Source organism: Pedococcus sp. P2_A3 (genome assembly GCF_056405035.1).
Genome location: NZ_JBFUCW010000025.1, coordinates 68,545 through 95,430, shown reverse-complemented (window position 1 = coordinate 95,430; position 26,886 = coordinate 68,545). Strand labels below are relative to the sequence as shown.

General features: G+C 71.9%; 26 protein-coding genes. 11 read left to right on the top strand and 15 right to left on the bottom strand.

The window, feature by feature from the left end; translation table 11 throughout:
* Together AC1DX8_RS17985 and AC1DX8_RS17980 are read left to right on the top strand one after the other, a co-directional pair.
* The coding region (locus AC1DX8_RS17985; protein WP_477631318.1) for a heavy metal translocating P-type ATPase at positions 1-828 on the top strand (828 nt) is incomplete at its 5' end.
* Between the two features lie 116 nt (positions 829-944).
* Positions 945-1,310, top strand: coding sequence for a hypothetical protein (locus AC1DX8_RS17980; RefSeq protein WP_477631317.1), 366 nt, complete (start codon positions 945-947; stop codon positions 1,308-1,310).
* A gap of 76 nt (positions 1,311-1,386) precedes the next feature.
* Here AC1DX8_RS17980 and AC1DX8_RS17975 read toward each other — a convergent pair whose 3' ends face one another.
* Positions 1,387-2,499 carry a lysylphosphatidylglycerol synthase transmembrane domain-containing protein gene (locus AC1DX8_RS17975; protein WP_477631316.1) on the bottom strand — a complete coding sequence of 371 codons (1,113 nt, stop codon included), beginning with the start codon at positions 2,497-2,499 and terminating at the stop codon, positions 1,387-1,389.
* Between the two features lie 126 nt (positions 2,500-2,625).
* A complete protein-coding gene (locus tag AC1DX8_RS17970) occupies positions 2,626-2,976 on the bottom strand; it encodes a UBP-type zinc finger domain-containing protein (RefSeq protein WP_477631315.1) in 351 nt (116 codons plus the stop codon).
* 99 nt (positions 2,977-3,075) lie between these two features.
* On the opposite strand from AC1DX8_RS17970, the gene AC1DX8_RS17965 reads away from it, so the two are divergent.
* Complete coding sequence (locus AC1DX8_RS17965) at positions 3,076-3,573, top strand: DUF427 domain-containing protein (RefSeq protein ID WP_477631313.1); 498 nt, start codon at positions 3,076-3,078, stop codon at positions 3,571-3,573.
* A gap of 8 nt (positions 3,574-3,581) precedes the next feature.
* Here AC1DX8_RS17965 and AC1DX8_RS17960 read toward each other — a convergent pair whose 3' ends face one another.
* Positions 3,582-4,505: a hypothetical protein gene (locus tag AC1DX8_RS17960; protein ID WP_477631312.1), complete on the bottom strand. Its 924-nt coding sequence runs from the start codon at positions 4,503-4,505 to the stop codon at positions 3,582-3,584.
* Positions 4,498-5,418, bottom strand: coding sequence for an amidohydrolase family protein (locus AC1DX8_RS17955; protein ID WP_477631311.1), 921 nt, complete (start codon positions 5,416-5,418; stop codon positions 4,498-4,500). The genes AC1DX8_RS17960 and AC1DX8_RS17955 overlap by 8 nt, the downstream gene beginning before the upstream one ends.
* 160 nt (positions 5,419-5,578) lie before the next feature.
* Here AC1DX8_RS17955 and AC1DX8_RS17950 point away from each other — a divergent pair, with 160 nt between their 5' ends.
* The 3 genes from AC1DX8_RS17950 to AC1DX8_RS17940 all read left to right on the top strand — a co-directional run bounded on the left by AC1DX8_RS17950 (position 5,579) and on the right by AC1DX8_RS17940 (position 9,624).
* On the top strand, positions 5,579-6,049 hold the full coding sequence (locus AC1DX8_RS17950; protein ID WP_477631310.1) for a VOC family protein: 471 nt from the start codon (positions 5,579-5,581) through the stop codon (positions 6,047-6,049).
* 219 nt (positions 6,050-6,268) lie between these two features.
* Positions 6,269-7,777, top strand: a complete 1,509-nt coding sequence (locus AC1DX8_RS17945) for a DHA2 family efflux MFS transporter permease subunit (protein WP_477631309.1) — start codon at positions 6,269-6,271, stop codon at positions 7,775-7,777.
* A 245-nt stretch (positions 7,778-8,022) separates the two neighbouring features.
* Positions 8,023-9,624 (top strand): glycoside hydrolase family 13 protein, encoded by a 1,602-nt coding sequence (locus AC1DX8_RS17940; protein WP_477631320.1) that lies wholly within the window; start codon positions 8,023-8,025, stop codon positions 9,622-9,624.
* Between the two features lie 157 nt (positions 9,625-9,781).
* On the opposite strand, the gene AC1DX8_RS17935 is transcribed toward AC1DX8_RS17940, so the two are convergent.
* Positions 9,782-10,207, bottom strand: a complete 426-nt coding sequence (locus AC1DX8_RS17935; RefSeq protein WP_477631308.1) for a VOC family protein — start codon at positions 10,205-10,207, stop codon at positions 9,782-9,784.
* Between the two features lie 123 nt (positions 10,208-10,330).
* Here AC1DX8_RS17935 and AC1DX8_RS17930 point away from each other — a divergent pair, with 123 nt between their 5' ends.
* Complete coding sequence (locus AC1DX8_RS17930; protein WP_477631307.1) at positions 10,331-11,629, top strand: hypothetical protein; 1,299 nt, start codon at positions 10,331-10,333, stop codon at positions 11,627-11,629.
* A gap of 13 nt (positions 11,630-11,642) precedes the next feature.
* On the opposite strand, the gene AC1DX8_RS17925 is transcribed toward AC1DX8_RS17930, so the two are convergent.
* The 4 genes from AC1DX8_RS17925 to AC1DX8_RS17910 all read right to left on the bottom strand — a co-directional run bounded on the left by AC1DX8_RS17925 (position 11,643) and on the right by AC1DX8_RS17910 (position 16,192).
* The gene (locus tag AC1DX8_RS17925) at positions 11,643-12,656 is read right to left on the bottom strand and encodes a GTP pyrophosphokinase (RefSeq protein WP_477631306.1); all 1,014 of its coding nucleotides are present in this window, start codon (positions 12,654-12,656) and stop codon (positions 11,643-11,645) included.
* Positions 12,657-12,747: 91 nt separating this feature from the next.
* Entirely contained in the window at positions 12,748-13,308 is a 561-nt protein-coding gene (locus AC1DX8_RS17920; protein WP_477631305.1) for a DinB family protein, read from the bottom strand.
* A 78-nt stretch (positions 13,309-13,386) separates the two neighbouring features.
* Positions 13,387-14,778 carry a DUF4232 domain-containing protein gene (locus tag AC1DX8_RS17915; RefSeq protein WP_477631304.1) on the bottom strand — a complete coding sequence of 464 codons (1,392 nt, stop codon included), beginning with the start codon at positions 14,776-14,778 and terminating at the stop codon, positions 13,387-13,389.
* 34 nt (positions 14,779-14,812) lie between these two features.
* Positions 14,813-16,192 (bottom strand): flavin-containing monooxygenase, encoded by a 1,380-nt coding sequence (locus tag AC1DX8_RS17910; protein ID WP_477631303.1) that lies wholly within the window; start codon positions 16,190-16,192, stop codon positions 14,813-14,815.
* Positions 16,193-16,308: 116 nt separating this feature from the next.
* Here AC1DX8_RS17910 and AC1DX8_RS17905 point away from each other — a divergent pair, with 116 nt between their 5' ends.
* On the top strand, positions 16,309-17,223 hold the full coding sequence (locus tag AC1DX8_RS17905) for a serine hydrolase (RefSeq protein ID WP_477631302.1): 915 nt from the start codon (positions 16,309-16,311) through the stop codon (positions 17,221-17,223).
* A 38-nt stretch (positions 17,224-17,261) separates the two neighbouring features.
* Positions 17,262-18,377 carry a DNA glycosylase AlkZ-like family protein gene (locus tag AC1DX8_RS17900; protein WP_477631301.1) on the top strand — a complete coding sequence of 372 codons (1,116 nt, stop codon included), beginning with the start codon at positions 17,262-17,264 and terminating at the stop codon, positions 18,375-18,377.
* A 46-nt stretch (positions 18,378-18,423) separates the two neighbouring features.
* On the opposite strand, the gene AC1DX8_RS17895 is transcribed toward AC1DX8_RS17900, so the two are convergent.
* The gene (locus AC1DX8_RS17895; protein WP_477631300.1) at positions 18,424-19,461 is read right to left on the bottom strand and encodes a fatty acid desaturase family protein; all 1,038 of its coding nucleotides are present in this window, start codon (positions 19,459-19,461) and stop codon (positions 18,424-18,426) included.
* Positions 19,462-19,647: 186 nt separating this feature from the next.
* Positions 19,648-20,880 carry a cysteine desulfurase-like protein gene (locus tag AC1DX8_RS17890; protein WP_477631299.1) on the bottom strand — a complete coding sequence of 411 codons (1,233 nt, stop codon included), beginning with the start codon at positions 20,878-20,880 and terminating at the stop codon, positions 19,648-19,650.
* Positions 20,881-20,922: 42 nt separating this feature from the next.
* Between AC1DX8_RS17890 and AC1DX8_RS17885 the strand changes: the two genes are divergently transcribed.
* A complete protein-coding gene (locus tag AC1DX8_RS17885; protein WP_477631298.1) occupies positions 20,923-21,852 on the top strand; it encodes a DUF429 domain-containing protein in 930 nt (309 codons plus the stop codon).
* Positions 21,853-21,865: 13 nt separating this feature from the next.
* Entirely contained in the window at positions 21,866-22,591 is a 726-nt protein-coding gene (locus AC1DX8_RS17880; protein ID WP_477631297.1) for a nucleoside/nucleotide kinase family protein, read from the top strand.
* 112 nt (positions 22,592-22,703) lie between these two features.
* Here AC1DX8_RS17880 and AC1DX8_RS17875 read toward each other — a convergent pair whose 3' ends face one another.
* From AC1DX8_RS17875 to AC1DX8_RS17860, 4 genes are read right to left on the bottom strand one after another with little or no spacing between them, the layout of a single operon-like run.
* Positions 22,704-23,936, bottom strand: coding sequence for a glycoside hydrolase family 32 protein (locus AC1DX8_RS17875; protein WP_477631296.1), 1,233 nt, complete (start codon positions 23,934-23,936; stop codon positions 22,704-22,706).
* 1 nt (position 23,937) lies between these two features.
* Positions 23,938-25,050, bottom strand: coding sequence for a LacI family DNA-binding transcriptional regulator (locus AC1DX8_RS17870; RefSeq protein WP_477631295.1), 1,113 nt, complete (start codon positions 25,048-25,050; stop codon positions 23,938-23,940).
* Positions 25,047-25,982, bottom strand: coding sequence for a carbohydrate ABC transporter permease (locus AC1DX8_RS17865; RefSeq protein WP_477631294.1), 936 nt, complete (start codon positions 25,980-25,982; stop codon positions 25,047-25,049). Before AC1DX8_RS17865 ends, AC1DX8_RS17870 begins: the two co-directional genes overlap by 4 nt.
* The gene (locus AC1DX8_RS17860) at positions 25,979-26,860 is read right to left on the bottom strand and encodes a carbohydrate ABC transporter permease (RefSeq protein WP_477631293.1); all 882 of its coding nucleotides are present in this window, start codon (positions 26,858-26,860) and stop codon (positions 25,979-25,981) included. The genes AC1DX8_RS17865 and AC1DX8_RS17860 overlap by 4 nt, the downstream gene beginning before the upstream one ends.
* Positions 26,861-26,886: the final 26 nt, after the last annotated feature.

Sequence of the window (26,886 nt, the reverse complement as noted above, 5' to 3'; positions counted from 1 at the left end):
GTGGAGGACGCCTCCGAACACCCGGTGGCGCGCGCCGTCGCCGAGGCGGCGCGCGCCGCCGGTGCCCTGGGCGCCGTCGACGACTTCGCCAACACCGAGGGCCTCGGGGTCTCCGGCACCGTCGACGGCCGGGCCGTCGTCGTGGGTCGGCCCCGCATGCTCACCGACCGCTCGGTGTCCGTCCCCGACGACCTCCGGTATGCCGTGGAGTCGGCCCAGCAGCGCGGCGCGACGGCTGTCGTGGTCGCGTGGGACGGCGTGGCCAGGGGCGTGCTCGTCGTGTCGGACACGGTGAAGGAGAGCAGCGCCGAGGCCGTCGCGCAGCTGCGGGCCCTGGGCCTCCAGCCGATCCTGCTGACCGGCGACAACGAGGCCGCAGCGCGATCGGTCGCCGGTCAGGTCGGCATCGACGAGGTCGTCGCCGACGTGCTCCCGCAGGAGAAGGTGGATGTCGTGAAGCGCCTGCAGGCGCAGGGACGGACGGTCGCGATGGTCGGCGACGGCGTGAACGACGCGGCCGCTCTCGCGCAGTCCGACCTCGGCCTGGCCATGGGCACCGGCAGTGACGTCGCGATCCAGGCCAGCGACCTCACGCTGGTGAGGGGAGACCTGCGTTCGGCGCCCGATGCGATCCGGCTCGCCCGACGCACGCTGGGCATCATCCGCGGCAACCTCTTCTGGGCGTTCGCCTACAACGTGGCGGCGATCCCGCTGGCCGCCGCCGGGTTGCTCAGCCCGATGATCGCCGGCGGCGCCATGGCCCTGTCGTCGGTCTTCGTCGTGACCAACAGCCTGCGCCTGCGAGGTTTCCGGTCCACCGCCCCGTGATCCCGGGGCTCCCGGAGGCGGCCGCTGGGGAATCCCCGGCCGGCGCGGTCCATCCGCGGACCCCAGCGCCCGCCTTCCCCCGGGCCTGGCGCCGGGCGCGGTGGCAGGATCGGGGGGTGAGCACTGACCTGCGCGCCCTGCTGCAGTCCTCCCTCCTGCCGGCGATGCGCATCGGTGACACGGACACGGTCGCCGTCGTGCGCTCGGCGCTGTCGGCCATCGCGAATGCCGAGGCGGTGCCGGCCCTGTCCACCACCCCGCACAGGCAGGGACCGGTCGCCGGAGCCGCGACCGGCGTCGGCTCCACCGAGGCTCCGCGCCGGGAGCTGACGCCCGGCGAGGTGCGCGAGGTCGTGGAGCGCGAACGGCACGAGCGCATCCAGGCTGCGGAGGAGTCGGAGGCCGGCGGGCTCGGGGAGTATGCCGCGCGGTTGCGGACCCAGGCCGCCGTCCTCGCGTTCCTGCTCGAGACGACCGCCTGACCGGCCCCCAGCCCCACGCGCTTCCTGCAACCTGAGCACCCCCGAGGGCGCTCAGGTTGCGGGGAAGGGGGTGGCGTCAGGCGGCGAGGGCGGTGCTGCGGCGGCGCAGTGACCAAGCCAGCATCGACAGTCCGCCGACCGGGATCTCCAGGCCGAAGATGAACGCGCGGTAGAGCAGCACCCCGGCCGCTGCGGTGGCGGGTTCGCCGTGGAACGCCACCAGCACCCCGGTCATCCCGAGCTCGACGATGCCAGTCGCGCCGGGCGTGATGGCCACCATGGTGAGGATCCGCTCGACCGCGAACGCCGCACCGACGACGGCCGGGTGCACGTCGGCGCCCACCATCCGCAGGCCGGCCCAGAGGAGCGCAGCCTGGAGCGCGGCATACCCGAGCTTGCCGCCGACCATCCGCCACCACCCGGCGGCGACCAGCCCGGCGCTCTCGAGGCGGAACGAGGCTGCGCGCTCGGCATACCCCTCGTCGGCCGTGGGCAGGAAGCGGACCCGCGCGACGACGCGGTCGGCCACTCCCCCCAGCCAACGCACGGCACGGTCGTCACGGGCCACCAGCCAGACGGCGGCGATGCTTCCGGTCAACAGGCCCAGGCCTACGTAGGCCGCAGTGCTGACACTGCCCGACACCTCGACGCCGGCGACTCCCAACCAGCACAGCGCGAGACCGGGCAGGACGAACTTGACGAGGGTGTCGACGAGGTTGGTCAGGACCGCCCAGCGAGCGAACGCCGGGGAGTCGAAGCCCCAGGAGCGGGCCATCCGCCAGTTCGCCACGGTGCCAGCGGCGCCACCCAGGGGCAGGAGGTTGGAGACGAACGAGCCGGTGAGGTTGAGCATCAGGGCGCGGCGGTGCGAGAGGCCCGGTAGCGCCGCGGTCAGTGCCGGGGTCTGGACCCACAGCCCGGCCAGCCACAGGACGGTGAGGACGGCGAGCTGGCCGAGGGAGAGCCCCTTGAGTGCGGTGGCGATGTCGGCCCACTCGGCGCCGGCCACCTTCGGCAGCGCCAGGGCAACGATGCCGGTGGCGAGCGCGCCGGTGACCAGCAGCTTGGCGGCCCGCCGCCCGCCGCGTCCTCCCCCAGGAGCGCGACGGGCGACCTGACCCCGTGAGGTCACCGGCCGCAGAGGTGCGGTCAGCGCCGTCGGCGGGATCAGCTCGGTGTGGAGGGCCATGCCTCCACGGTCCCGGCTCCGGGCGCCCGCGTACATGGGGGCTCATACCCAGATCGACCCCCGTTGTGACTAGTCACTCTCAGGGTCAACCCTGAGACCGACGGGTGCGTGGAGCCGTGCGCCTGGCTAGTGGATGTGGCTCTGCCAGTCGGCGGGGACGCGCCCGGCCGGGCCGGGCGTGGGCTGGTCCTCCGGGTGGCTCTGCGGGTCGGCGAGCCGAGGGCCGTTGAAGCCGCGCTCCTGGGTGAAGTCCCAGAACCAGTCCTCCCCGGGCTCGAAGCTCGCCATCACGGGGTGGCCGGTCTCCTCGAAGTGGTGGCTGGCGTGCTGGCTCGGCGAGGAGTCGCAGCAACCGATGTGCCCGCACTGTGCGCACCGGCGCAGGTGGACCCACCACCCTTGCGCCGCAAGGCATTCCACACACCCGGTCCCGCTCGGCTCGACCTCAGGGTCGATACCCGCCTGCTCCTGCGCCATCTGGCCACCTCCGTCCGGCCAAGGTACCCGCCTTCGTGACCGGTCGCGTCCCGAGTGGCACCGAGAAGCGTTGCGGTGCAGGCGACGTACCGTGGGGGCATGCCCCGACCCGTGCCCGCGCCCACGTCCCCCGGCCAGGAGTCGGTCTGGGACTACCCCCGTCCACCGCGGGTCGAGGCGAGCAGCGAATCCGTGGAGGTCTGGCTTGGCGGCGAGCGGATCGCGCACACGACCGCGTCGTGGCGGGTCATGGAGACCAGCCACCCCCCGACCTACTACCTGCCGCGCGAGGCCTTCGTCGACGGGTCACTGCGGCCCGCTGGTGGGTCGTCGTGGTGCGAGTGGAAGGGCGTGGCCTCCTACCTCGACCTGTTGGGGGGTGGCGTGGTCGCGGCCGGGGCCGGCTGGTTCTACGCCCACCCGACTCCCGGCTTCACGGCGATCGCCGACGCGGTGGCGGTGATGCCCGGACTCGTGGACCGGTGCGTCGTGGACGGTGAGGTCGTGCGCCCGCAGGAGGGTGGCTTCTACGGCGGGTGGATCACCGACCGCGTCGCCGGCCCGTTCAAGGGCGGGCCGGGTTCGCACGGCTGGTGATCGAGGCATCAGTCGTCCGAGCGTGCGCGGTCGAGTGCCTCCTGAGCGGTATGCCGCGCGGCCTCCGCGGCCTTGCGCGCCCGGACCGCGTCGGTGACCGCCTCGAGCGCCCGCTCGTCGGCCTCTCGGGCCTTGGTCAGCTGGCGCTCGACGACCGTGAGCCGTTCGCGGGTCTCCTCCGCACGCTCCCGCGCGCGGGCCACCTCGGCCTCCGCCTTGGCCAGCTGCTTCTCGGCGGTGTCGAGGGCCGCCGCCAACCGCTCCTCGTCGGGCGCCTCCTCGGCCTCGTCGTCGCCCGTCTCGTGGGCGCCGCCCCCCTCGATCCCTCGGCCTCCTCGTGCGGGTGCCTTCCCGGCCTGCGACCGTGACCCCCCGCTGCCCGGCACCACGGAGAGGATCGCTCCGGACGTGGTCCGCACCACCGCCTCCGAGAGGTCCACCTCGCCGAAACCGCTGTAGGACAAGGGACGGGCCAGCTGGCCGGAGGCCATGGCGGTCATCGCCTGCTCGTCGGCGAGGGCGGCGATGGCGGTGGCCCGGACGTCCTGCTGGGCCGCGGTGCTGCAGGTGCGGCCGGCGTCGGCGACCAGCTGCACGGTGGTGCGCACGACCTCCTCGAGCAGCTGGTCGCGCTCTGGGCGGAGCGCGGTCAGGGTGCCGGTGTCGAGCCGTCCCTGCGCACCGCGCATGCGCCCGCCGAGGTCGGCGAGGCCGTCCACGAGGTCGGGCGCCTCGCGGGCGAGGAGGTTGACGGCCCACGCCGCGAGGCTGGGCTTGCGCAGGGCGCCGATCTCCTGGGCCACGGCCGGGTCGCCGGCGGCCTTCGCGGCGGCGACCAGCCGCCTGCGCTCGGCCATGAACTCCTCGGGCGGCACGGCATACAGGGTGCTGAGGGCGGCCGCCAGGACGCCGGGGTCGGGGAGGTCAGGCATCGGGTGGCTCCAGTCCCAACAGCCGGGCACCGTTGTGCCACAACACCTTCCGCATCCAGTCGTCACCCAGCCCGAGTCGGTGCAGGGCTTCGACCTGGTGCGAGTAGGGGTAGGGGATGTTGGGGAAGTCGGATCCCAGGACGACCCGGTCTGCGAGGGCGCCGAGCCGGTCGACATACGACGGCGGCAGCGGCGCGAACCGGTTGCTGAAGTCGGTGCCGGCCATGGTCGTGTCGAGGTGCACGCGGGGGAACGCCTCGACCAGGTCGGCGAACGCGTCGTACTCCCCCATGCCGAGGTGGGCCACCACGAGGGTCAGCTGCGGGTAGCGCTCGAGGACCGCGGCGACCGCCTTGGGCCCGGTGTAGGCCCCCTGCTTCGGGGCCGAGCCGGCATGCAGCACGACCGGCGCACCGGCTCGCTCGAGCGCCTCCCAAGCCGGGTCGAGCAGCGGGTCGTCCGGGCTGTAGCCACCGACCTGGACGTGCATCTTGAACAGCTTCGCGCCGGAGGCGAGAGAGGTCTCCACCTGCTCGCCGACACCGGGCTCGGGGAAGAGCGTGGCGCAGTGCACCGCCCCATCGACGCGGGCCGCGAAGTCCGCGCACCAGTCGTTGAGCCACCGCGCCATGCCCGGCTTGTGCGGGTAGGCGAGCGCGGGGATGGCGCGGACCCCGAGGGCCCGCAGCGTCGCGATCCGGGTCGCCTCGTCGTCGCGGTAGTGGATCGGCCACGGCTGGCCGTAGTGCTCCTGCGCCCGGTCGAAGTACGCCCACACCTTGGCGAGCATCGGCTCGGGGAGGAAGTGCACGTGGACGTCGGCCAGCCCGGGCAGCCCCAGGGCGCGCCAGTAGGCCGGGACGTCGGCGTCGGAGCGCGGTGCCGTGAGCAGCGACGGAGGTGACGGGGCCACGGTGGCGACGCTACGGCATACCTCGGCTCTGGCCCCCGATGAGTCCTGGTGCCGATGAGTTCTGGTGCCGATGAGTTCTGGTGCCGGCGGCGGTCCAACTCCTTGGGACCGGGTTCGCGCCCGCGACCCGCCCGCGAACCGCCACCGTGAGGAGCACGCCATGCCACGCCAGTACGTCTGTCTCTGGTTCGACCGCCAGGCGGAGGACGCCGCGACCTTCTACACCTCGGTGTTCCCGAACTCGCGCATCGGGACGGTGTCGCGCTACCCCGACGACAGCGGGGACCGCGCCGGCGAGGTGCTCACGGTCGCGTTCGAGCTCGACGGCGTGCCGTACGTCGGGCTCAACGGTGGGCCGCAGTTCACTTTCGACGAGGCCATCTCGATCACCGTCGACTGCAAGGACCAGGAGGAGATCGACCACTACTGGGACGCACTCACGGCCGGCGGGGGCGAGGAGGGTCCGTGTGGCTGGCTCAAGGACCGGTTCGGGCTGTCGTGGCAGATCGTGCCGCAGGACTGGGACGCGATCTTCTCCGCCGACCCCGACCGCGCCGCGAAGGTCTTCGCGGCCATGATGACCATGAAGAAGCTCGACATCGGTGCCCTCGAAGCGGCCGGCGATGCCTGAGACCGGATCCGTGGTGGCGGCGACCGCCGGCCGCGCTGCGTCACCATTCGGCACCTCACCGCTCTCACCTGCAGCGTTGTCCATCGACGCACCACCGCGGAAATAAAGGCAGGTGGGCTGTCAGTCCACCGGTCTACGATTTCTCGTGCGTCACGCAACGTCGCGGGGGGCGCGACCACCCGCCTGGGACACCCAGGCCCAGTTCCGAGAGGACTCCCAGTGTCAGCACCTGCCACGACACCCGTGGAATACCCCGAGAAGATCGATGCTGCTGTCCTCAAGGTGGCCGGCGTCGTGGTCCTCGGGGCGATCATGTCGATCCTCGACATCACCGTCGTCAACGTCGCGCTCCGCACGTTCCAGACGGCCTTCGCCGACGGCGGGCAGCCGCTCGCCTACTCCAGCGTCGCGTGGACCGTGACCGGCTACACGTTGGCGCTGGCCACCGTGATCCCGCTGTCCGGGTGGGCCGCTGACCGGTTCGGCACCAAGCGCCTCTACATGCTGGCGATCCTGCTGTTCACCCTCGGCTCGCTCCTGTGCGCTGCGGCCACGTCCATCGAGATGCTGATCGGCTTCCGGGTGCTCCAGGGCCTCGGCGGCGGCATGCTCATGCCGCTCGGCATGACGATCATGACCCGCGCGGCCGGTCCCGCCCGGATGGGCCGGCTGATGGCGATCCTCGGCGTGCCCATGCTGCTCGGCCCGATCTTCGGCCCCATCCTCGGTGGCTGGCTGATCGACCACTTCAGCTGGCACTACATCTTCCTCATCAACGCCCCGATCGGGCTGATCGCCCTGATCTACGCCCAGTTCGCGCTGGCCAAGGACAACCCGCACCCGTCCGAGTCGTTCGACTTCGTCGGCATGCTGATGATGAGCCCCGGCCTGGCCCTGTTCCTCTACGGCGTCTCGTCGATCCCGGGCGAGGGAGGCATCGGCCACACCAAGGTGCTGCTGCCGGGACTCGGTGGCCTGGCGCTGATGGCTGCCTTCGTGGTCTACAGCTTCCGGCCCCAGCACCCGCTGCTCGACCTGCGGCTGTTCCAGAACCGCAACCTGACCGTGTCGATCCTGACGATGTTCATCTTCGCCGCCGCGTTCTTCGGTGGCCTGCTGCTGATCCCCCAGTTCCTCCAGCAGGTCCAGGGTGAGACGCCGCTCAGCGCAGGCTGGCTCGTCGCTCCCCAGGGTGTCGGCGCGATGCTGACCATGCCGATCGCCGGCGCCCTGACCGACCGCCTGCCGGTCGGGCGGATCGTGCCGTTCGGGCTGCTGCTCATCATCGGCGGCATGTTCACCCTCACCCAGATCCAGGCCGACTCCTCACACTGGGGCTTCATCATCCCGGTCCTGTTCGTCATGGGTCTGGGCATGGGCGGCACGATGATGCCGATCATGACCTCGGCGCTGAAGACGCTCACCCACCACGAGGTGGCCCGCGGGTCGACGCTGCTCAACATCAGCCAGCAGATCGCCAGCTCCGTCGGGGTCGCCCTGTTCTCGGTCGTCCTCACCAACGCCCTCAAGGACAACCCGCCCGCGAGCAAGCAGCCTGCGGCCGTGGCGAGTGCGGCCGCTGACGCCTTCGCCCACACCTTCTGGTGGGCCGCGATCCTCGTGACCCTCACGCTCATCCCGGCGTTCTTCCTGCCGCGCAAGCGCGAGGTCTCGCACCTGCTCGACGACGAGGGGTCGGAGGCGGCCCCGGCCGCGTTCATCCACTGACGTGGACCTCCCGGCCCGGGTCCGTGAGGACCTCGGCCCCGCGTGCATCGGCGTCCGACCCACTGGGTTGGGCGCCGATGCGCGTGCCGCGCCGTTGCGGGGCGACTCCGCCAGGGCCCGGCGCAGGCCGTGGACCCGGAGGACGGCGAATCACCCTGTCGCACGCGGCGACTGACCACTAGGTTCGCCCTGTGGCACTCGACGACGAGACGGGCCCACCGGAAGCATGGTGGCGCTCCGCTGTGATGTACCAGGTCTACCCGCGCAGCTTCGCCGACGGGAACGGTGACGGCGAGGGCGACCTCCCCGGCCTGCGCGCGCGACTGCCCTACCTGGCCGACCTCGGCGTGGACGGGCTCTGGATCTCGCCGTGGTTCCCCTCGCCGATGGCGGACGGGGGCTACGACGTGAGCGACTTCCGCGACATACACCCGATGTTCGGCACCCTCGACGACGCCGATGCCGTGCTGCGGGAGGCACACGAGCTGGGCCTGCGGGTCATCATCGACCTGGTCCCCAACCACACCTCCGACCAGCACCCGTGGTTCCTCGAGGCGCTGGCTGCCGCCCCCGGGTCAGCCGAGCGCGCCCGCTACTTCTTCCGTGACGGGCGGGGCGAGTCCGGCGACGAGCCGCCCAACAACTGGATCAGCGCGTTCGGCGGGCCGGCCTGGTCGCGGATCACCGAGCCCGACGGCTCGCCGGGCCAGTGGTACCTGCACCTCTTCGCGCCCGAGCAGCCGGACCTCGACTGGAGCAACGAGGCGGTCCTCGCCGACTTCGACGACGTGCTGCGGTTCTGGTTCGACCGCGGCGTCGACGGGTTGCGGATCGACGCGGCCCCCGCGATGTCGAAGAAGGCGGGGCTGCCCGACGCCGACTACGGCGGGGTGCTGCAGTTCCGCACCGTCGACTGGGACGACAACCCGCACTGGGACGTCGACACCGTGCACGACATCTTCCGCCGGTGGCGCGCGATCGCCGATACCTACGACGGCGAGCGGGCGTTCGTCGCCGAGGCCGTCGTCAGCACGCCCGAGCGGCTGGCGAACTACCTGCGGCCCGACGAGATGCACACCGCGTTCAACTTCCCCTATCTCAAGGGGCCGTGGGAGGCCGGGCCGCTGCGCACGGTGATCGACGCGACGCTGTCGTCGTTCGCGCCGATCGGGGTGCCGTCAACCTGGGTGCTGACCAGCCACGACGAGATCCGGCCCGTCACCCGCTACGGCCGCCCCACCACGAGCTCCTACTTCATCTCCGACGGCGCCGGCGAGGTCTCCGACCTGGCGCTCGGCACGCGGCGGGCACGCGCCGCGGCGATGCTCATGCTCGCCCTGCCCGGCGGGGCCTACATCTACCAGGGCGAGGAGCTCGGACTGCCCAACGTCGACGACCTGCCCGACGAGGTGCTCCAGGACCCGATGTTCCTGCGCAGCGGCGGCGAGATGCGCGGTCGCGACGGCTGCCGGGTGCCGCTGCCGTGGAGCGGGCAGGAACCACCCTTCGGCTTCTCGCCCGACGGCGTCAGGCCGTGGCTGCCGCAGCCCGAGTCGTGGCGCGACCTCACCGTCGAGGCGCAGGACGGCGACCCCGCCTCGATGCTCACGCTCTACCGCACCGTGCTGCGGCTGCGCCGCGAGACCCCCGGCCTGTATGCCGCCGGGCTGGCCTGGCGCGAGTCGGCACCGGACGTCCTCGACTTCGACCGCGACGGGGCCCTGCGGTGCGTGGTCAACCTGTCCTCGCAACCGGTCGAGGTCCCGGCCGACCGCGTCCTGCTGTCGAGCAGCCCGCTCGAGGACGGCCTGCTGCCACCCGACACGACCGCCTGGCTGCGCCCCTGACCCCTGCACTGCTGGCCACCCCTGCCGCACGTGAGTGGCCCAGACCCCCCGCTCCTGCAGCACCCCTGGCCAGAAGTGCGGACGATGGGCTCGGTGAGCGAGGTGCCCGGGATGCGGGTGACCGGCCGCCGGGGTGCTGGGGACCGGCCGCCGAGGCTCAGCCGTCGGACTCGGAGCGGTCGCCCGCGATGTTCACCATCCAGCCGATGCCGAACTGGTCGGCGCACATGCCGAACTCGTCGCCCCACATCTGCTTCTCGAGTGGCACCTGCACCTGGCCGCCTGCCGTCAGCTTGTCCCAGTAGCCGTGCAGCTCGGCGGCGTCGTCGCCCGAGAGGCTGACCGAGATGTTGGTGCCGGGCTGGTGCTCCATGCCGGGCGGGGTGTCGGCGGCCATGATCGTGTAGCCGCTCGGCGACTCGAGCTGGCCGTGCATGATGCCGTCTGCACCGGGCTGGCCCGGGTCGCCGTACTCACCGAAGGTGCTGAGGGTGAGGTCGCCGCCGAAGACGCTCTGGTAGAACTCCAGGGCCGCGCGGGCGTTGTCCTTGAACGAGATGTAGGGGTTGAGCCGAGAGGTCATCGCATGCTCCTGGACGTCGTCGGGATGGATGCCTCGCACGATAGACCCGGGCGCTGACGGGCCTGCCGACTTCTCACCCCAATGCCCGAGGACAGGAGCGAGCACGGGTGGACAATGAGAAACATGGCTTCGGGGAGCCCGCCGCCCGCCACCGGTCCCATCGGGTGGCAACCACAGGCACCCGCACCGATGGCGGTGCGGGACTCGGTCGTCGTGCAGACGAGCTTCCTGGCCCTGCGCCGCACCGTGGCCGCCGTCCGGGCCGACTGCGCCGAGGTGGCCGAGACCCTCGAGGCGCTGGAGGAGGCCCTGGGCCTGGTGACCCAGGGTGGCGGCGGCGGGGTGCAGGCGATGAGCGGGTTCGGCCTGGTGGGGCTGCCGATCGCCGGGGCGATGCGCGCCGTCAAGGGGCTGGCCAACCAGTACGTCAAGCAGCAGACCGGGGTGCCGCTGAGCACCTGGGCCGCCTTCGTCACATCGGCGTCCGGTGAGTTCCAGGCCTACCTGGCCGAGCTGGAGCGGATCACCGACCTGGCGGAGAAGCAGCGCCAGTCACCCGATGGAGAGGTCGACCCGACGCGGATCCGCAAGGACCTCAAGGTCCTGGCCGACGTCCGCTGGAGGACCACGGCGTGGAAGACCGTGCTCGGCCGGGTGTCCCAGCTGGGGCAGGTCGTTGACGCGATCCTGCAGGTCGACGTCCACGCCGTCGAGGCGGAGACCGCAGGAACGGGAGAGGCAGCCGGCCCCGAGGCGGCCACGGGCCTGACGGGGTTGACCGGCAGCCTGCAGCGGCGGATCAAGGACGTGCAGCACCGCACCACCGACCGGTCCTCCGACCTGCGCGAGTGGGTCATGCGACCGTTCCTCGACGTCCGCGACCGGGTACGGCAGCTGCCGACCCAGGTGGCCAGGCTCGCGCAGGAGGTAGGGCTGCTGGAGCTGTTCCTCGAGCTGGAGACGGCCGAGCTGAGCGGTCTGGGGGGTCACCTGCGTGGGGAGGAGACCCGCATCGTGCGGCTGCGGGTGGCGGCGTCCGTGCTCCTGCCGGAGCTGGTCCACGACCTGGGGGCGGCACGGTCGACGACAGCCGACATCGAGGCCTACCAGCGCCGGTTGGACGCCGGGCGCCAGGACGGCACGGTCGGACCCGTGGCCCACGAGCGGCTGGCGGCCGAGTACGCGCGCGACCTGGAGGCGGCCCGGGTGCGGTTGGCCGACCTCGAGGACCAGGCCGAGGTGTGGAGGCGACAGGGTCCGGGGATCCTGGCGGCGTGCGAGGACTGGGCCACGGGCGAGCTGGAGGTGCTGGCCGCCCGACGCGTCGCCGAGCAGGCCGACACGGCGGGCGACCGACGCACCCTCTTGGAGCGCGAGCGGAGCCGGCTCGAGGAGGCCCGCGCGCTGCTCGCCACCCTGTAGGCGCCGAGCGGAGTCAGACCGCGCGCAGCTTGTCGAGCCTGGCCCGCAAGGCCCCCTCGCGGTGCGCGTTGCCGTGCAGGGCGAGGTAGCGCGAGCCGTAGACGGCGAGCAGCGCGTCGTCGAGCCGGCGCACCGCACCCGCGGGGTAGCGGTAGCCCATCCGCGCGTTGATGCCCTCGAGGTCGATCGACGACAACAGCCCACCGAGCTCGGCGAGCGAGGTGATGCCGAGCTCGAGCAGCAGCCCGGAGATCCACGCGTAGTGGTCGGTGCGCGACCAGCCGGCGTCCTGGAACTGGCCGGCCAGGAAGGTCGCGAGGTCGGAGGCGCTGATGCGGGGGTCGTCCTCGTCGACCGTGAGCCGCTGGCCACCCATGGTGGCCTGCAGGGTGTCGCGGATCTCGGAGAACTCCCGGTCGGCCAGCTCGAGCAGGCCGGCCGCGAGGGTGAACCGCCGGTCGAGGTCGGGCACGTGCTCCTCGGGGATCGTCCCCTTGTAGCGCACGTCGTGCTCGAACTCGGCCCACGCGTGCTGGAGGATGGTGCGCACCTGCACGGAGGCGCTGCGGCCCCGCAACGCCTCGTATGCCGCGGGCACGCCCTTGACGGGGTCCACCGCCACGAGGAGGTGGCGGCTGGAGTAGCCGAACCGGCCCTGCCGGGCCGTCTCGCGCCCCATGTCCCGGTCGTCGAGGACGCTGAACTGGTCGGACAACAGCCCCGCCACCGCGTCGACGTCGCCGTGCAGGTAGGTCACGACCCGGACGCCGACCTGGTCGGTGATCTCGGTCAACGGGTCGGAGTAGACCTGCTCGCCGTCGACGGTGCGGGACGCCTTGGCGGCGAACGAGGCCACCGACTTCGCCCGACCCGTGACGCTGACGTAGTTGATGCCGCCGTCGTCGAGCAGCGAGGTGACGAGCGAGACGAACTGGTCGGTGTGCACGCGCAGGTCTGGCTGCATCGCGGCATACCGCTGCACCGCGTCGTGCACGGTGGTCGGTTCGGGTGCGGCGGCGTTGGTCACGCTGCACAGGCTATGGGTCCGCGCCGTGTGACGCCTTGATCGGGTGGGATCGGTGGGGGGTGGCTGCAGGGGCGCACGCGAGGGGCTGGCCCTACAGTCCGGTGCGGCCGTCGATCCGCTCGCGGAGGAGGTCGGCATGGCCGCAGTGCCGCGCGTACTCCTCGATCAGGTGGACGAGCAGCTCCCGCAACGTGATCGGGCCCCGCGTCGCATGGGTGCTCACCACGTCGAGGGACTCGGCGCGCTCGACGAACTCCACGGCATACGCGACCTCGCGGCGCCAGGCCTCCCAGGCCTCGGCGACGACGGACTCGTCAGCCACGGCACCGTCGAAGTCGGCGTCGCGCTCCTGGTCCTTGCCCCACAGGCGTGGCACGTCCTCGTTCACCATGGTGATCCGGAACCAGGTCTGCTCCACCGCGGCCAGGTGACGGAGCAAGCCCAGCAACGACATGGACGACGGCTCGACCGACCGTCGCGCCATCTGCTCGGCGTCGAGCCCGTCGCACTTCATCTCGAAGGTGAGCCGGAAGTGGCGCAGGTACGCCAGGAGCACGCTGCGCTCATCGGTTGCCGTGGAGGTCTCGTTCACGCGAGGGTCGTCCTCGGGGTCGACCCACAGGTAGGGGTGCTTGGTCGCCTTCGATGCCATGGGCTCGATCATCTCCGGACCGCGCACTCCACACCAGCCGGTTTCCGACCCGCGCTCGGGCCGCCCGGGCCGCGACGGTCAGTCCACCCGGGGTCCCCAGGGGGTGACGTCGACCTTCGCGCCGTCGATGACGTCGACGAGGTAGGAGTCGGCGGACAGCTCGAGCCGCGCGTCGGCGCCGCCACCCAGGTCGAGCAGCACGGTCTGGGGGGTCGTCTGGTCGGCCGCGCTGCGATAGCCCTTCCACCACCAGCCGAACACCGCGTCGCCGCCGGGAGCGACCCCGACCCGCTGTGACCTCAAGGGCAGTCCGTAGTCGCTCGTCGACGGGTGGCCGACCTCGAGCCGGAGGTCCGTGCCGCGCTGGAGCAGGCGCAGCTGCGGGTAGCCCTCGACCCAGCACGCGGACGCCGAGCCGTTCGTGGCCACGATCGTGACGGAGGAGTCACCCATGGCGGAGTCCCACCCGGTGGCCCGCAGGGTCAGGTCGGCGGCCACGCAAGGCCGAGCGGCCGTGACGGGCCTGGGCGTGGGCCGCGGGGTCGGGAGGGGATCGGGCTGTCCCGGCGGCCGCGGCCCCGGCTCGGGCGCAGTGACCACCCGCGACGATGCGGCGGGGGGCACCTCGGGGTGGAACTCGTCGCGCAGCGACCTGACCGATTCCCGTCCCCCGTCGGTGAGGCCGAACGCCACGGCACACGCCAGGGCGGCGACCACCGAGCCGGCGACCGCCGCGGCGGCGCTCCCCGCGGCCGGCACCCGAGCGACTGCGGTGACAGCGACCACAGCGATGAGCACCCCGAGCGGTGGCAGGAGCAGGGTCCCCTTGCCCTCCAGCGCATAGACGAGTGCGAAGCCCGCGAGGGCAGCCACCGCGGCAGCGAGGGCGGCGGCTCCCGAGACGATGAGCGTGGTCCCGGTGGCCTCAGCCGGGACGGCCCGGCGGTACAACCGGTCCAGGCCCCAGGTGAGCCCGACCAGCCAGCAGGCGACGACCGCGATCACCAGGGGTGCGCCACCGAACAGCCAGAAGACGAACGTCGCGACCAGCCAGCCCAGCCAGGCGAACGTCAGCAGGGCTGCCAGACCCGTGTGGCGAGCCGGGCCGAGCCCCCCGGAGCCCCCGGAGCCGCCGGAGCCGCCGGAGCCGTCAAGACCGCCGGAGGCGTCAAGACCGTCTGGGCCGCCGGGCAGTGTGCGTCGGCGCCAGGAGCGGCGCCCTGCGACGAGGACGAGCCCCACGCCGGCCAGGGCGCCCGAGGCGAGGTACCACCGGGACAGCCCGCGCCGCGCGAGGGCGATCACCCGCTCGTCGCAGAAGTTCCGGCTGCGGCACGGGTCGTCCCCGAAGACCGTGACGTACTGCGCGTACTGCCAGCCGACAACGAGCAACCCGATCAGCCCGAGCAGGACCGCGATCCGGGGAGCCCAGCGCAGCACGACGTGCCCCATCCCCCGACGACTCCCCACCCACACCACCCTACGGGTGCCTCACCGTCCCAGGTCAGCGTGCCTGAGCCTTCGCCCGGTCGAACCCGCGCCTGATCTCGCGGCGCAGGTCCCACAGGTAGTGGTCGAAGTCCACCTCCATGGTGTGTCGCACCGAGGAGTAGAACTGCCGCTTGTTGCGCTCGTGGTCGGCGCTCATCTGGCGACGGATCTCGGCGTCCGGAGGTGGCGCATAGCGTCCGGTCAGGAGCTGGGCGACCCACTCCCCCTGGGCCTGGGCCAGCGGCATGACAGCACCGACCGGCTGGACCAGCCCGATGAAGTACAGGCCCGGCAGGTCGGGGTGGACGGTGCGCTTCCACAAGGGCAGGTCGTTGTCCTTGGCCTGCACGAGGCCTGGGGCGAGGAACGGGAAGGTCACCCGGTAGCCGGTGGCCCAGACGATGAGGTCCGCGGGCACCCGGCTGCCGTCGGCGAAGACGACGTGGTCGCCGTCGAGCCGCTCGATCGCCGGCCGCGGGACCACCCGGCCGGCGCGGAGGGCATCGCGGATCCCCTCTGACTGCACCGGGTGGGACTGGCCGGGCTTGTGGTGGGGCTGCGGGAGACCGAGCTTCGCGACGTTGCCCGACAGGAGTGCTCCGACGCGCAGCCGGGCTGCGGTCGCCCACCACGGCAGCCACCCGGGCAGCACGATCTGGTCGGCGGGCCGCCCCAGCGCGAACTTGCGCAGGACCCACTGACCGCGTCGCTGGGAGAGGTTCGCGGAGCGGGCGACGTTGCCTGCCTCGACGGCGATGTCGAGGGCCGAGTTGCCCGACCCGACGACGACGACGTCACGACCGGCCAGCTGGGCACCTGAGCGGTAGTCGTGCGCGTGGATCTGCTCGCCGTCGAACACCCCGGGGTATGGCGGGTGGGGCCACCGCGGGTCCCAGTGGTGGCCGTTGGCGACCAGGACGGCGTCGTACTCCCGCACGTGGTCGCCGTCGGGGCCGGTGGTGCTGACCAACCAGGTGTCGCCCGGTCCGCGCGCGACGTCGGTCACGGTGGTGTTGAACGTGATCCGGTCGCGGAACCCGAAGTGGTCGACGTAGGCGTTGAAGTAGGCGGCGACCTGGTCGTGACGGGCGTAGGGCGGGTAGTCGTCGGGCATCGGGAAGTCGGAGAAGGCCATCCGCGGGCCCGAGGTGTTGATCTCCAGCGTCTCGTAGCAGGCCGACAGTCCGTTGGGGTTGTCGTAGACCCAGTTGCCACCGACCACGCTGCCGCGCTCGAAGCAGTCGAAGGGGACCCGCGCCAGGTAGAGGGCCTTCGCCGCGGCCAGACCGGAGGACCCGGCGCCGATGACGCACGCCCGGGGCAGGGCGCGGTTCGGCGCGATCGGCCCGCGCACCGGTCGCGCCCGGTGGCTCTGCTTCACGAGGTAGGGCACGGCGCGATTATCTCCGGTTCCAGCCGGACTGGCCGGTCGTCCCCCTGCGTGTTCGCCCCGAACCGGGGACCCGGAGGGACCCGTCGGGAGGTGCGCCCGGGTTACCCTCGGTGACCATGCGGCATACCGTCTGGCTGGCAGCAGCCTGTCTCGCGCTCAGCGCCTGCGCGGGGGCGGCGCAGACGCCTCGGGCCGCGAGCACGACGTCCGCGACCACCCCGGCGACCACCACGACTCCCGCGGCAGCGCCGACCACGACGACGGCCACCCCGAGCCGCACCCCCACGAAGGCGGCGCCGGTGCAGCCCAAACCCTCCCCCAAGCCGTCAGCGGCCGCACCCCGCACCAGCCTCAAGGGCGACACCAACGACGCGTTCGCGTTCGCGCCGTTGAGCAACCCGGGCGACGTCACGGTCGAGGGCTCGGTGTCGAGCTACAAGGCGTGGTCGACCTCGAAGTTGCTCGTCGTCGCGGCCTTCCTCGACACCGCCTGCGCCGGCGATCCGGCCAACGCCAGCGCCCAGCAGAAGCGCTGGGTCACCGCCGCTCTCACTGCCTCCGACATGGATGCCGCGATCGCCCTGCGCGATGCCATCCCCGGAAGTCCCGGCGCCGCCATCACGAGGGTGCTCCGGTCGATCGGCGACACCCGCACGGTGGCCCCCGACACCTCCCAGGGCGGCATGCAGTGGACCATCCGCGAACAGGTGCGGTTCATGGCCGCGTTGAGCTCGGGGCGGGTGGTGTCCAAGGCTGCCAGCGCCTACCTCCTGGCGTCGATGCACCCGATCGCGGCGCACCGCTGGGGTCTCGGCACCATCGGGGCTGGCGCGTTCAAGGGTGGCTGGCTGCGCAGCGACACCGTCACGCGACAGATGGGCATCGTGGACGGGTATGCCGTCGCGATCATCACCGACGCCGTCGGTCCGGCCGTGCGCCAGACCGACGGGGACTCCGCCCACGTGCAGCAGATGAACTACCTCGCGAAGGTGCTGCAGCGCCGGCTGGCCCTCGAGTCCGGTCGCGGCTGAGTCGGAGGGGTCGCCTCGGTGGGTCCTGGGAGATCACGATGAGCGCGGTCGAGCTGTCGCGCGCCGAGGCCCGGCGGATCGCGGTGCGCGCGCAGCTGCTGGACGAGCCGCGGCCCACGGACCTCCTCGACGTGGTGCGCCGACTCGGGTCCGTCCAGGTCGACCTCACGGCCACGGTGGCGCCGAGTGCGGATCTCGTGTGCTGGAGCCGCCTGGGGCGGGCCTACTCGCTGGGCGACCTCGACGACCTGTTCCAGGAGCGGGTCGTGGTGGAGCTGCGGGGGTTCCTGCGCCCGGCCGAGGACCTCGCGCTCTTCCGGGCCGAGATGGCTGGGTGGCCGGGCACCGAGCCGTTGCGGGACTGGCAGATGGACATCGCGGAGTGGGTGTCGGCGAACGACGAGTGCCGTCTCGACATCCTCGACCAGCTCGAGGCGGAGGCACCGCTGCCGGCGCGACGGCTGCCCGACTCGTGCGTCGTGCCGTGGCGTTCGACGGGCTGGACCAACAACAAGAACACCCAGCGGATGCTCGACTTCATGGAGGCGCGGGGCGAGGTCGCCGTGTCGAGCCGCGAGGGGCGAGAGCGCCAGTGGGACCTGGCCACGCGCATCTACCCCGACGCCGACGCGGTGCCCGCGGCGCCGGCCGCCGAGCCCACGGTCGAGCGGGGTCGTCGTCGGCTGGCCGCGCTCGGGATCGCGCGGGCCAAGGCCGTCGAGGTCTCCGCCGAGCCGAACGACGTCGGGTCGGTGGGCGAGGTCGCGGTCGTCGAGGGGCTTCGGGGCCAGTGGCGGGTCGACCCGGAGCAGCTCGACCGGCTGGGCGAACGCTTCCACGGACGCACCGCGCTGCTGTCGCCGCTGGACCGCCTGGTCTTCGACCGCAAACGGATGACCGAGCTCTTCGACTTCGACTACCAGCTGGAGATGTACAAGCCCGTGGGCAAGCGACGCTGGGGCTACTGGGCCATGCCCATCCTGCACGGCGACCAGCTCGTCGGGAAGCTCGACGCCACCGCCGACCTGCCGGCCGGCGTGCTGCGCGTCGCGGCGGTGCACGAGGACGAGGCGTTCTCGTCGTCGCTGCGCAAGGCTGTCGAGCGCGAGGTCGAGGACCTCGCCGCGTGGCTCGGCCTGACGGTCACCCGCTGAGCGACGTCACCTCTCGCGGCGCCCGGCAGAGCGCGGTCGCCCCGGGTCAGGCGGCCGCGCGCAGCGGGGCCCCGACGGCGTGCAGGTGACGCAACACCTCGGCATACGAAGCCCGGGCGGAGGCCTCGACGTAGGGCACGGCGTCGCGCTCGCAGACCGTGCGCACGATGACCTGCGCCTTCGGGAGGTTCGCCCGAGGCATGCTCGGGAAGAGGTGGTGCTCGATCTGGTAGTTCAGCCCTCCCAGGGCCCAGTCGACGACGGGCCCGCCACGGATGTTGCGGGAGGTCAGCACCTGCCGCAGGAACGGGTCCGCCTCGTCTGCGCGCGACAGCACCGGCATGCCCTTGTGGTTGGGGGCGAAGGAGACCCCGAGGTAGATGCCGCGCAGTCCCTGGTGGACCGCGACGAAGACCAGTCCTTGCACCCACGACAGCGTGGTGACCACGAGCGTGAGGTATGCCGCGGTGTGGACGACGATGAGCGCGACCTCAGCCCAGCGGTGGGGCAGGCCGGGGCGGACCAGTGACCGGATGCCGGCGACGTAGAGGTTCACCGCCTCGAAGGCGAGCAGGGGGAAGAACAGCCAGGCCTGGTGGCGCGTCACCAGGGCGGCCAGCCCGCGGCGTTCGCGGGCCTGGCTGACGTCGAAGATGAGCACCCCGGCGCGGACGTCGGGGTCGGTCTCCAGGTCGTTGGGGTGTGCGTGGTGGGCGTTGTGCTTGTCCACCCACCAGCCGTAGCTGAGGCCACTGAGCAGGTTCGCGTGGAGCAGGCCGAGGAAGGCGGCCGTCCTGGCCCGACGCGAGACCTGGCGGTGGGCGATGTCGTGCCCGAGGAAGCCGATCTGTACCGACACCACCGCGAGGACGACGGCACACACCATCAGCCACCACGAGTGGTGCCACACCAGCATCGCGGCCAGCACGGCCAGCAGGCCCGCCGAGTTGACGGCGAAGTGCACCAGGTAGGGGCCGAGGCGCCGGTCCAGGAGTCCAGCGGCGCGGACGGCTCCGACGACCTCCGGGTAGAGCGGCCGGGGGGAGGGCGGCGCGAGATCTGCGGTGCGGGGAAGGGTGCTCATCCCGGACTCCTGGGGTGGTGGTGCGCCACCGGGTCCAGGGCAGCCTGCTGCGTCGACTCTACTCGCCATCTCGGCTGGCAGCGGGGCCAGCGGGCAGCTGATCCCGGGGACCGCGGGTCTTTGAGGGATCCGACGGGTCCTGGCACCGCGGATCGCTCAAAGACTCGAGCAGGGCGGGTCGGCAGGTCAGGTCAGGGCCGCCCGCAGACCGGTGAGGAGGCGGTCGAGGTCGTCGTCGTCGGTGTAGGAGGCCAGACCGACCCGCAGTCCGCCCGCGTCGCCGAGCCCGAGGGCGCGTGAGGCCTCGAGCGCGTAGAAGTGGCCCGCCGGCGCGTTGACGCCGAGACCGGCGAGCCGACGGGAGACCTCCTTGGCGTCGTGGCCCTCGAAGGTCACCAGCAGCGTCGGGGTGCGACGAGCGGCCCGCGAGTGCAGGGTGACGCCGGGCAGGGTCGACAGCTCGTCCTCGAGTCGCTGGCGCAGGACGAGCTCGTGCGCCCCGACCGCCGCGAGCGAGCTGCGCAGTCGCGCGCGCCGCGGCCCCTCGCCGGGCACGATGCCGGCGACCACGTCGATGGCTGCGGTCACGCCGGCCAGCAGCTCGTAGGGCAGCGTCCCGAGCTCGAAGCGTTCGGGCACCGCGTCGGATGAGGGGACCAGCTTGTCGGGGTGCAGCGACCCCAGGAGGGCGGGTGCGGCGGCGAGGGCCCCGCAGTGGGGACCGAAGAACTTGTATGGCGAGACCGCCAGGAGGTCGGCCCCCATCGCCACCCGGTCGACGAGGCCGTGCGGCGCGAGGTGGACGGCGTCGACATAAAGGAGCGCGCCGACCTCGTGTGTCAGGGCGGCGATGGCGGGCAGGTCGGGCATCGTGCCGATGAGGTTCGAGGCGGCCGTCACGGCGACCAGCCGGGTCCGCTCGCCGACCACCCGGGCCACGGCTTCCGGGTGGAGCTCCCCGGTGCGGGGGTCGAACTCGGCCCATCGCACCGCCGCCCCGACCTGCTCGGCCGCGAGCAGCCAGGGCCGGATGTTCGCGTCGTGGTCGAGCCGGCTGACGACGACCTCGTCGCCGGGACCCCACGAGCGCGCGAGGGTGCGTGCCATCTCGAAGGTCAGGGCCGTCATGCTCCGCCCGAACACCACGCCACCGGGATCGGTGCCCAGGAGGTCGCCGAGCGCTTCCCGGGCGGCGTGCACCGCGGCGTCGGAGTTCCGCTCCGCGGCAGTGACCTCGCCCCGCGTCGACATCGGGCGGGTGAGCTGACCGGCGATCGCGTCGGCCACGGCCTGCGGAGTCTGGGACCCCCCGGGTCCGTCGAAGTGCGCGGCTCCGCCGCGCAGGGCGGGGAACTGGGCCCGCAGCACCGCGACGTCGAACGCGGGCTGGGTCTGGGTCGTGTCGGAGGTCGGCGGCATGTCTGGCACTGTGTCATCAAACTCGACGGAAGGCGGTGAGCGGTGGCGGACGAGGCCTCCGAGCTGTCGGCACGCTTGTCCGAACAGGCCGATGCCCTGGCGCGGTTGCTCGCGACGTCCGGCGCAGGGGACCCGGCTGACGTCGAGGCAGCCGTGGCAGCGCTGGCGACCAGCCTGGGACGCCTCGGCGAGGCCGTGGGGGTCGACGTCGCGGCGGCGCTCACGGCTGCCGCTCTGCAAACCGAGGACGAGGGTCCGCACCCCCACCCGCCGGTCGACGTGACGGTGCCGGTGCTCGGTGTCGACGCCTGCAAGGCGGGATGGGTGGGCGCCATCCTCGAGCCCGGCGCACCCCGCCCGCGGATCGCGGTCGCCGCGACCATCGCGGGTCTCGTCGAGACGGTGCGTCAGTCGGTGGCCATCCAGGCCGTGGCGATCGACATCCCCATCGGCCTGCCCGACCACACGACCCGCGAAGCCGACGCGTTGGCGCGAAAAGCGTTGAAGGGCAAGGCTTCCTCGGTCTTCACCACCCTGACCCGCGCTGCCTATGCCGAGCCGACCAGGGACACTGCCGACCCGGTCAACCGCGCGCTCACCGGTCAGGGCGTGGGGGCCCAGGCCTTCGGGCTGCGGGCGAAGATCCTCGAGGTCGACGCGTGGGTGCGCGGCCGACCCACGGTCATGGTGGTGGAGGCGCACCCGGAGCTGAGCTTCGCGGTCATGGCCGGAGCACCGATCGTGGCAGGCAAGAAGACCGAGGAGGGCCGCGCAGCGCGACTGTCAGCGCTGGCGGCCGCGGGGCTCGCCTCCCCGTCGGTGCTGACCGGCAGCGGGTATGCCGCGGACGACGTCCTCGACGCCTGCGCGGCCGCGTGGACGGCAGCGCGCCGGACGACCGGGGCGGCCCGCCCGCTGCCCGATCCGCCGCAGATCTTCTCGGACGGCATACCCGCCGCGATCTGGGTGTGATGGCATGGGTGACATGACTTCTCGAGCCGGCGACACCGGGGACACGGGCGAAGCCGGCACGGCCGGACACGGCGACCTCGGTGCTCTCGCCGAGCGGGCGCGTGGGTTGACCACTCGCGTGGCCGCGTCGGGAGGTGGTCGCGCCGTGCTCGGCATCACCGGCGCACCGGGCGCAGGAAAGAGCACCCTCGTCGAACGGCTCCTCGTCGAGCTCAGGGGCAGGCCGCCCGAGGGCGTGCCGGACGGAGACTGGGTGGCCCACGTGCCGATGGACGGGTTCCACCTCGCCGACGCCCAGCTCGACCGCCTCGGCCTGCGTCACCGCAAGGGTGCGCCCGAGACCTTCGACGCGGCCGGGTATGCCGCACTGCTGCAGCGGGTGCGCACCGACCTGGAGCAGACGGTGTACGCGCCGGGGTTCGAACGTGACCTCGAGCAGCCGATCGCGGCCGCCCTGGCCGTTCCCACCTCGGCGCGGCTGGTCGTCACCGAGGGCAACTACCTCCTGCTCGACGAGCCGCGGTGGCATCAGGTGCGGGAGGCGATGGACGAGGTCTGGTACTGCGACCTCGACGAGCGGACCCGGCTGGAACGGCTGGTGGCGCGGCACGTGGAGTTCGGGAAGGAGCCCGGGGCTGCGGCGCTCTGGGTGGAGCGAGTCGACCAGGCGAACGCCTCACTCGTCGCGGCGACCCGCGCCCGCGCCGACCTCGTGGTGACCGCGACGACGCCGACGTAGGGCGAGGCCTCGGCAGTTCAGTCCCGAGCGTCGGACTGCTCGACCGCCAGCGTCACACGGGTGGCTTCCGGTGCGCCGCTCGAGACGGTGTCCTGTTCATCCCAGCCCGCCCCTAGGCGAGCCAACGCAGCTCTGTCCCCTGCGCGTGGTCGTCCCACCACGTCGCGTCAGGCAGGGCGTGCGCGAAGGCACCACCGGAGGTCAGGACCTCGATACAGGGCCCGTCGACCAGGATCTGCACACCCGTGGGTGAGGCGACGATTCCGACGCTCTCGGTGCCCACGTCCACCCGCACTTCCCCCTCTGCGTAGGACACCGTGAGCACGGTGCGGCCCTGGGACGTCAGTCGAGTGGCACCGTCGATCAGGTCACCTGGCTCGGCGATCGCCGCGTTGGCTCCGTGGCGTCCCGCCCGACTCCTGGAAGTCAGGGCGGGGTGCAGGCTCAGCCGCAAGCGTCCGTCGACCAGGTCGAGGCGGTGGACCACGCTCAGCGCCCCGGCCCGGCCAGCCGCCGGGTCGTGCAGTCCGCGGATCCAGAAGACCAGGCACGGATGACCGTCAGCATCACGAAAGGCAGCCGGGGCGTAGTAGCCCTGCCCGAACGTCAGTTGCTGCCACTGCTGCGGACTGAAGGTGGGGCCATCGGTGGCGCCGAGGGCGGCGACGACGTGGTGGAGCTCGTCGTCGGCCCAGACGGAGACCACCATCGCCTGTGCGCCGCCGACGGAGACCAGCTGTGGACACTCCCAGAGGGTCCCGGTCCAAACCGGCTCGGTGATGGTCGACGAGCGCGAGGCAGCCACTCCCTCATAGGTCCAGTCGACGAGGTCCGTCGAGGAGAAGGAGGTCGCCGCCGCTTCGTTGCCCGCGATGGAGGTGCCCACGAGCATCCGCCACCCGGGTCCGTCGCGGTAGACGAACGGGTCGCGGAACGCCGTCACCTGCTCCCCCTGCGGCGCGGTGACCACGACCGGACCCTTCACCCACGAGCCCGATCCCAGGTCCGGGCTATCCGCCCAGCGCACCCGTCCCATCGGCAGGGCGTCGGCCGTCACGGCCGTGTAGAAGATCCGGTAGCCGCCGTCGTGGCGCACCATCGACCCGGACCACACACCGTCGTCGACGTCGTCGGGAGCGAGCGCAACACCCCGGTGCTCCCAGTGCACGAGATCGGGTGACACCGCGTGACCCCAGTGGCAGTTCGGCGCCCACTCGAGGGAGTCCGGCACGTACTGGAAGAACAAGTGGTACTGCTCGCCGTCCCAGGTGGGCGCGAGCGGGTCGTTCACCCAGCCGCGGTCCGCTGTGAGGTGCAGCGCGGGCCGTTGGGGGTCGGCCGCCACGTCAGGGCTCCGGAACCACGACGGTGGGCAAGGCGTCGACGTGGGTCGGTGCCGCGACTGACGCACGGACGACCGGCGGGCAGGGAACCCGCAGCGGTCCGGCGGACGGGTACTCCTCCACACCCATGAGGACCCGCACCCCATGCACCCCCAGCTCGTAGTGCGGCAGGGCGACGGTCGACAAGGGCGGACGCAGGTGCGCTGCGATCACTTCCTGGTTGTCGAAACCGACGACCGAGACGTCGTGTGGCACCGCGAGCCCGCGTTCACGAAGAGCGTCGTACACACCCATGGCCACGCGGTCGTTGTGACAGCACACGCCCGTGACGCCGAGGTCGGCCAGTCGCTGACCTGCGACGAATCCGCCCTCCTGGTCGGGAGCCGTGTCGATCACGAGGGCGGGGTCGACGGGGATCCCTGCCGACGCCATGGCTTCGAGGTGCCCCGCGATGCGTCCTCGACGAGCCGGGGACGGCGTCGTGGTGTTGAGGAACGCGATCCGTCGATGGCCCTGGGCGAGCAGCAGCTCGGTGGCCGCGCGGCCACCCCCGACCTCGTCGGGCACCACCGCGCGGACACCCTCGGCGGCGTAGCAGTTGACCAGGACGTGGTCCACCTCGCTCAGACCCGCTGGCAGCACCACCTCGCGGTGGTACCAGGTCGAGAAGAGGATTCCCTGGACCTGGTGGGCCAGCATCATCCCCAGCGCCTCGGCCTCGGCGTCGGCGTTGTCCTCCGTGTTGGCGATGAGCAGGGTGTAGCCCAGCCGCCAGGCTTCGTCCTGCGCCCCGCGGATGATCTGTCCTGCAAAGGGAGTCGTGGCGATCGAGTCGGCGACCAGGCCGATGAAGCTCGACTGGCCCCGCACGAGGTTGGCCGCGGTCACGTTCGGGCGGTAGCCGAGCTCCTCCACGGCCTCGCGCACCCGGCGTCGGGCGTCCTCGCCGATCCGCGCGCCCACCTTGTTGTTGATGACGTGCGACACCGTCGTGGTCGAGACGCCCGCCAGCCGGCTCACGTCGCGCAACGTCACGCGCGAACCGGCCCCGCGGGGGGTCGACACCGTGGCCGCGGCCTCGCCGGACGCCGCCGGGGCGCCTCGCCCTTCACTCATCCCTTGGTTGCTCCGCTCTCGAGTCCGTACATCATCGCCCGGTTGAGGACGAGGAACACCAGCAACAGTGGTGTCACGGTGACACACACTGCCGCGAACGTCGCGGTCCAGTCGGTCTTCCCCATCGCGCCGATGTAGTTCTGCAGCCCGAGGGGCACGGTCTTGAGCCCCTCGGACAACACGAAGGTGTTGCCGAACACGAAGTCGTTCCAGATGAAGATGCTGTTGATCATGACGACGGTGACGATGGTGTTGACCGACATCGGCAAGGTGATCCGCGCGAAGATCGCCGTCGGCCCGGCACCGTCGATCGTGGCTGCGTCGTAGATCTCCTGGGGGATGTACTGGAAGAACGACATGAACAGGTAGAGCGACATCGGCAGGGAGAACCCCGCGAGCGGGATGATCATCGACGCGTGCGTGTCCAGCAGGCCGACACGCGCATAGTCCACGAAGAGGGGCACGAGGGCGACCTGCACCGGCACGATGATGCCGACGAGGAAGAGGACCCGGACCACCCGGCTCCCGCGGAACCCGAGGACCTGGATGGCGTAGGCCCCCATCATCCCGCACACCACGATGAGGGCCGAGGCGCCGAGCGTGACGATGAGGCTGTTGACGATGTTGCGCCCGAGATCGCCTTGCTCGAACGCTCGCGCGAAGTTGTCGAGCGTGAACGACTGAGGCAGGCCGAAGGCGCCGTGCGACGCGAAGTCGGCGTCGTCGCGGACGGCCGTCAGGAAGATCCAGACCAACGGGTAGACCTGCACGACCAGGAGTGCGCCGAGGAGGGCCCGGGACACGATCTGCGCCGGCCTGAGGGGCGGTCGACCACGGGCAGGGTGCCGGGACGGCGAGCGGTCCGAGGGAGGCACCCGGCCACCCGGAGCCGGGGCCGGCTTGGCCAGCGTGTCGGTCGACGAGGGGGTCATCGCACGGCCTTCCGGTTGAGGAGCAGGTAGATGAGGCCGACGGCGACCAGGCACTCGAGGACGATGAACACCGACATCGCACTGGCATAGCCGTAGTTCGTGCTCGTGAACGCGGTCTTGTACATGTACGTCGTCACCAGCTCCGAGGCCTGGCCGGGTCCGCCGTTGGTGAGCAGGTACGGGATGTCGAACCCGCGCAGGGCGAAGGTCGTGGCCATGATCGTGGTTGTCACCCAGACCGGCCGGATGTACGGGAAGCGGATCTTCGTGAAGACCTGCCACGCATTCGCGCCGTCGAGTCGGGCCGCTTCCTCGAGCTCACGCGGCACTGCCAGCAGCGCGGCATACACGATGATCGTGTAGAGCCCCACGAACCGCCAGCCCTCCGGTGCGGACACCGCTGCGAGGACGGTGTGCACGTCGGAGAGCCACGGACGGCTCAGCGAGCCGAGGCCGACGCTGTCGAGGATGCCGTTGAGCAGGCCTACGGGGTCGTACGAGTAGATCCGTTGGAAGAGCAGGCCGATCGCCACCGTGGAGATGACCGCCGGCAGGAGGTACAGGACCTTGACGACCTCGCGACCCTTGGTGATGGTCAGGAGCAGAGACGCCACCAGGAGCGCACCACCGAGCTGGAGCACCAAGCAGACGGCGAGGTAGCCGAGTTGGTTCGTGAAGGCCGTCCAGAAGGTCGGGTCCCCACCGAGCATGTGCCGGTAGTTCTCGAGCCCGACGAACTCCCGGTCGCTGATGCCGTCCCACGAGAAGAGTGAGAGGTAGACGGACTGCACGATGGGCAGCAGCACGGCACCACCGAAGAGCAGCAGCGGCGGGAGCAGGAAGCCGACGACCGAGAGCCGAGAGCGGTAGGGAAGCACTGGAATCTCCTTCCGTGTCGGTTGGC

Coding starts and splice junctions, on each gene's coding strand:
- AC1DX8_RS17920 (WP_477631305.1), bottom strand. CDS start 13,308: ATGGCATCGAAGGCGACCAAGCACCCCTACCTGTGGGTCGACCCCGAG.
- AC1DX8_RS17970 (WP_477631315.1), bottom strand. CDS start 2,976: ATGGCGCAGGAGCAGGCGGGTATCGACCCTGAGGTCGAGCCGAGCGGG.
- AC1DX8_RS17930 (WP_477631307.1), top strand. CDS start 10,331: ATGGCTTCGGGGAGCCCGCCGCCCGCCACCGGTCCCATCGGGTGGCAA.
- AC1DX8_RS17890 (WP_477631299.1), bottom strand. CDS start 20,880: ATGCCGCCGACCTCCGACACGACCCAGACCCAGCCCGCGTTCGACGTC.
- AC1DX8_RS17935 (WP_477631308.1), bottom strand. CDS start 10,207: ATGACCTCTCGGCTCAACCCCTACATCTCGTTCAAGGACAACGCCCGC.
- AC1DX8_RS17870 (WP_477631295.1), bottom strand. CDS start 25,050: ATGAGTGAAGGGCGAGGCGCCCCGGCGGCGTCCGGCGAGGCCGCGGCC.
- AC1DX8_RS17975 (WP_477631316.1), bottom strand. CDS start 2,499: ATGGCCCTCCACACCGAGCTGATCCCGCCGACGGCGCTGACCGCACCT.
- AC1DX8_RS17865 (WP_477631294.1), bottom strand. CDS start 25,982: ATGACCCCCTCGTCGACCGACACGCTGGCCAAGCCGGCCCCGGCTCCG.
- AC1DX8_RS17960 (WP_477631312.1), bottom strand. CDS start 4,505: ATGCCTGACCTCCCCGACCCCGGCGTCCTGGCGGCCGCCCTCAGCACC.
- AC1DX8_RS17950 (WP_477631310.1), top strand. CDS start 5,579: ATGCCACGCCAGTACGTCTGTCTCTGGTTCGACCGCCAGGCGGAGGAC.
- AC1DX8_RS17940 (WP_477631320.1), top strand. CDS start 8,023: ATGTACCAGGTCTACCCGCGCAGCTTCGCCGACGGGAACGGTGACGGC.
- AC1DX8_RS17880 (WP_477631297.1), top strand. CDS start 21,866: ATGACTTCTCGAGCCGGCGACACCGGGGACACGGGCGAAGCCGGCACG.
- AC1DX8_RS17905 (WP_477631302.1), top strand. CDS start 16,309: ATGCGGCATACCGTCTGGCTGGCAGCAGCCTGTCTCGCGCTCAGCGCC.
- AC1DX8_RS17895 (WP_477631300.1), bottom strand. CDS start 19,461: ATGAGCACCCTTCCCCGCACCGCAGATCTCGCGCCGCCCTCCCCCCGG.
- AC1DX8_RS17965 (WP_477631313.1), top strand. CDS start 3,076: ATGCCCCGACCCGTGCCCGCGCCCACGTCCCCCGGCCAGGAGTCGGTC.
- AC1DX8_RS17900 (WP_477631301.1), top strand. CDS start 17,262: ATGAGCGCGGTCGAGCTGTCGCGCGCCGAGGCCCGGCGGATCGCGGTG.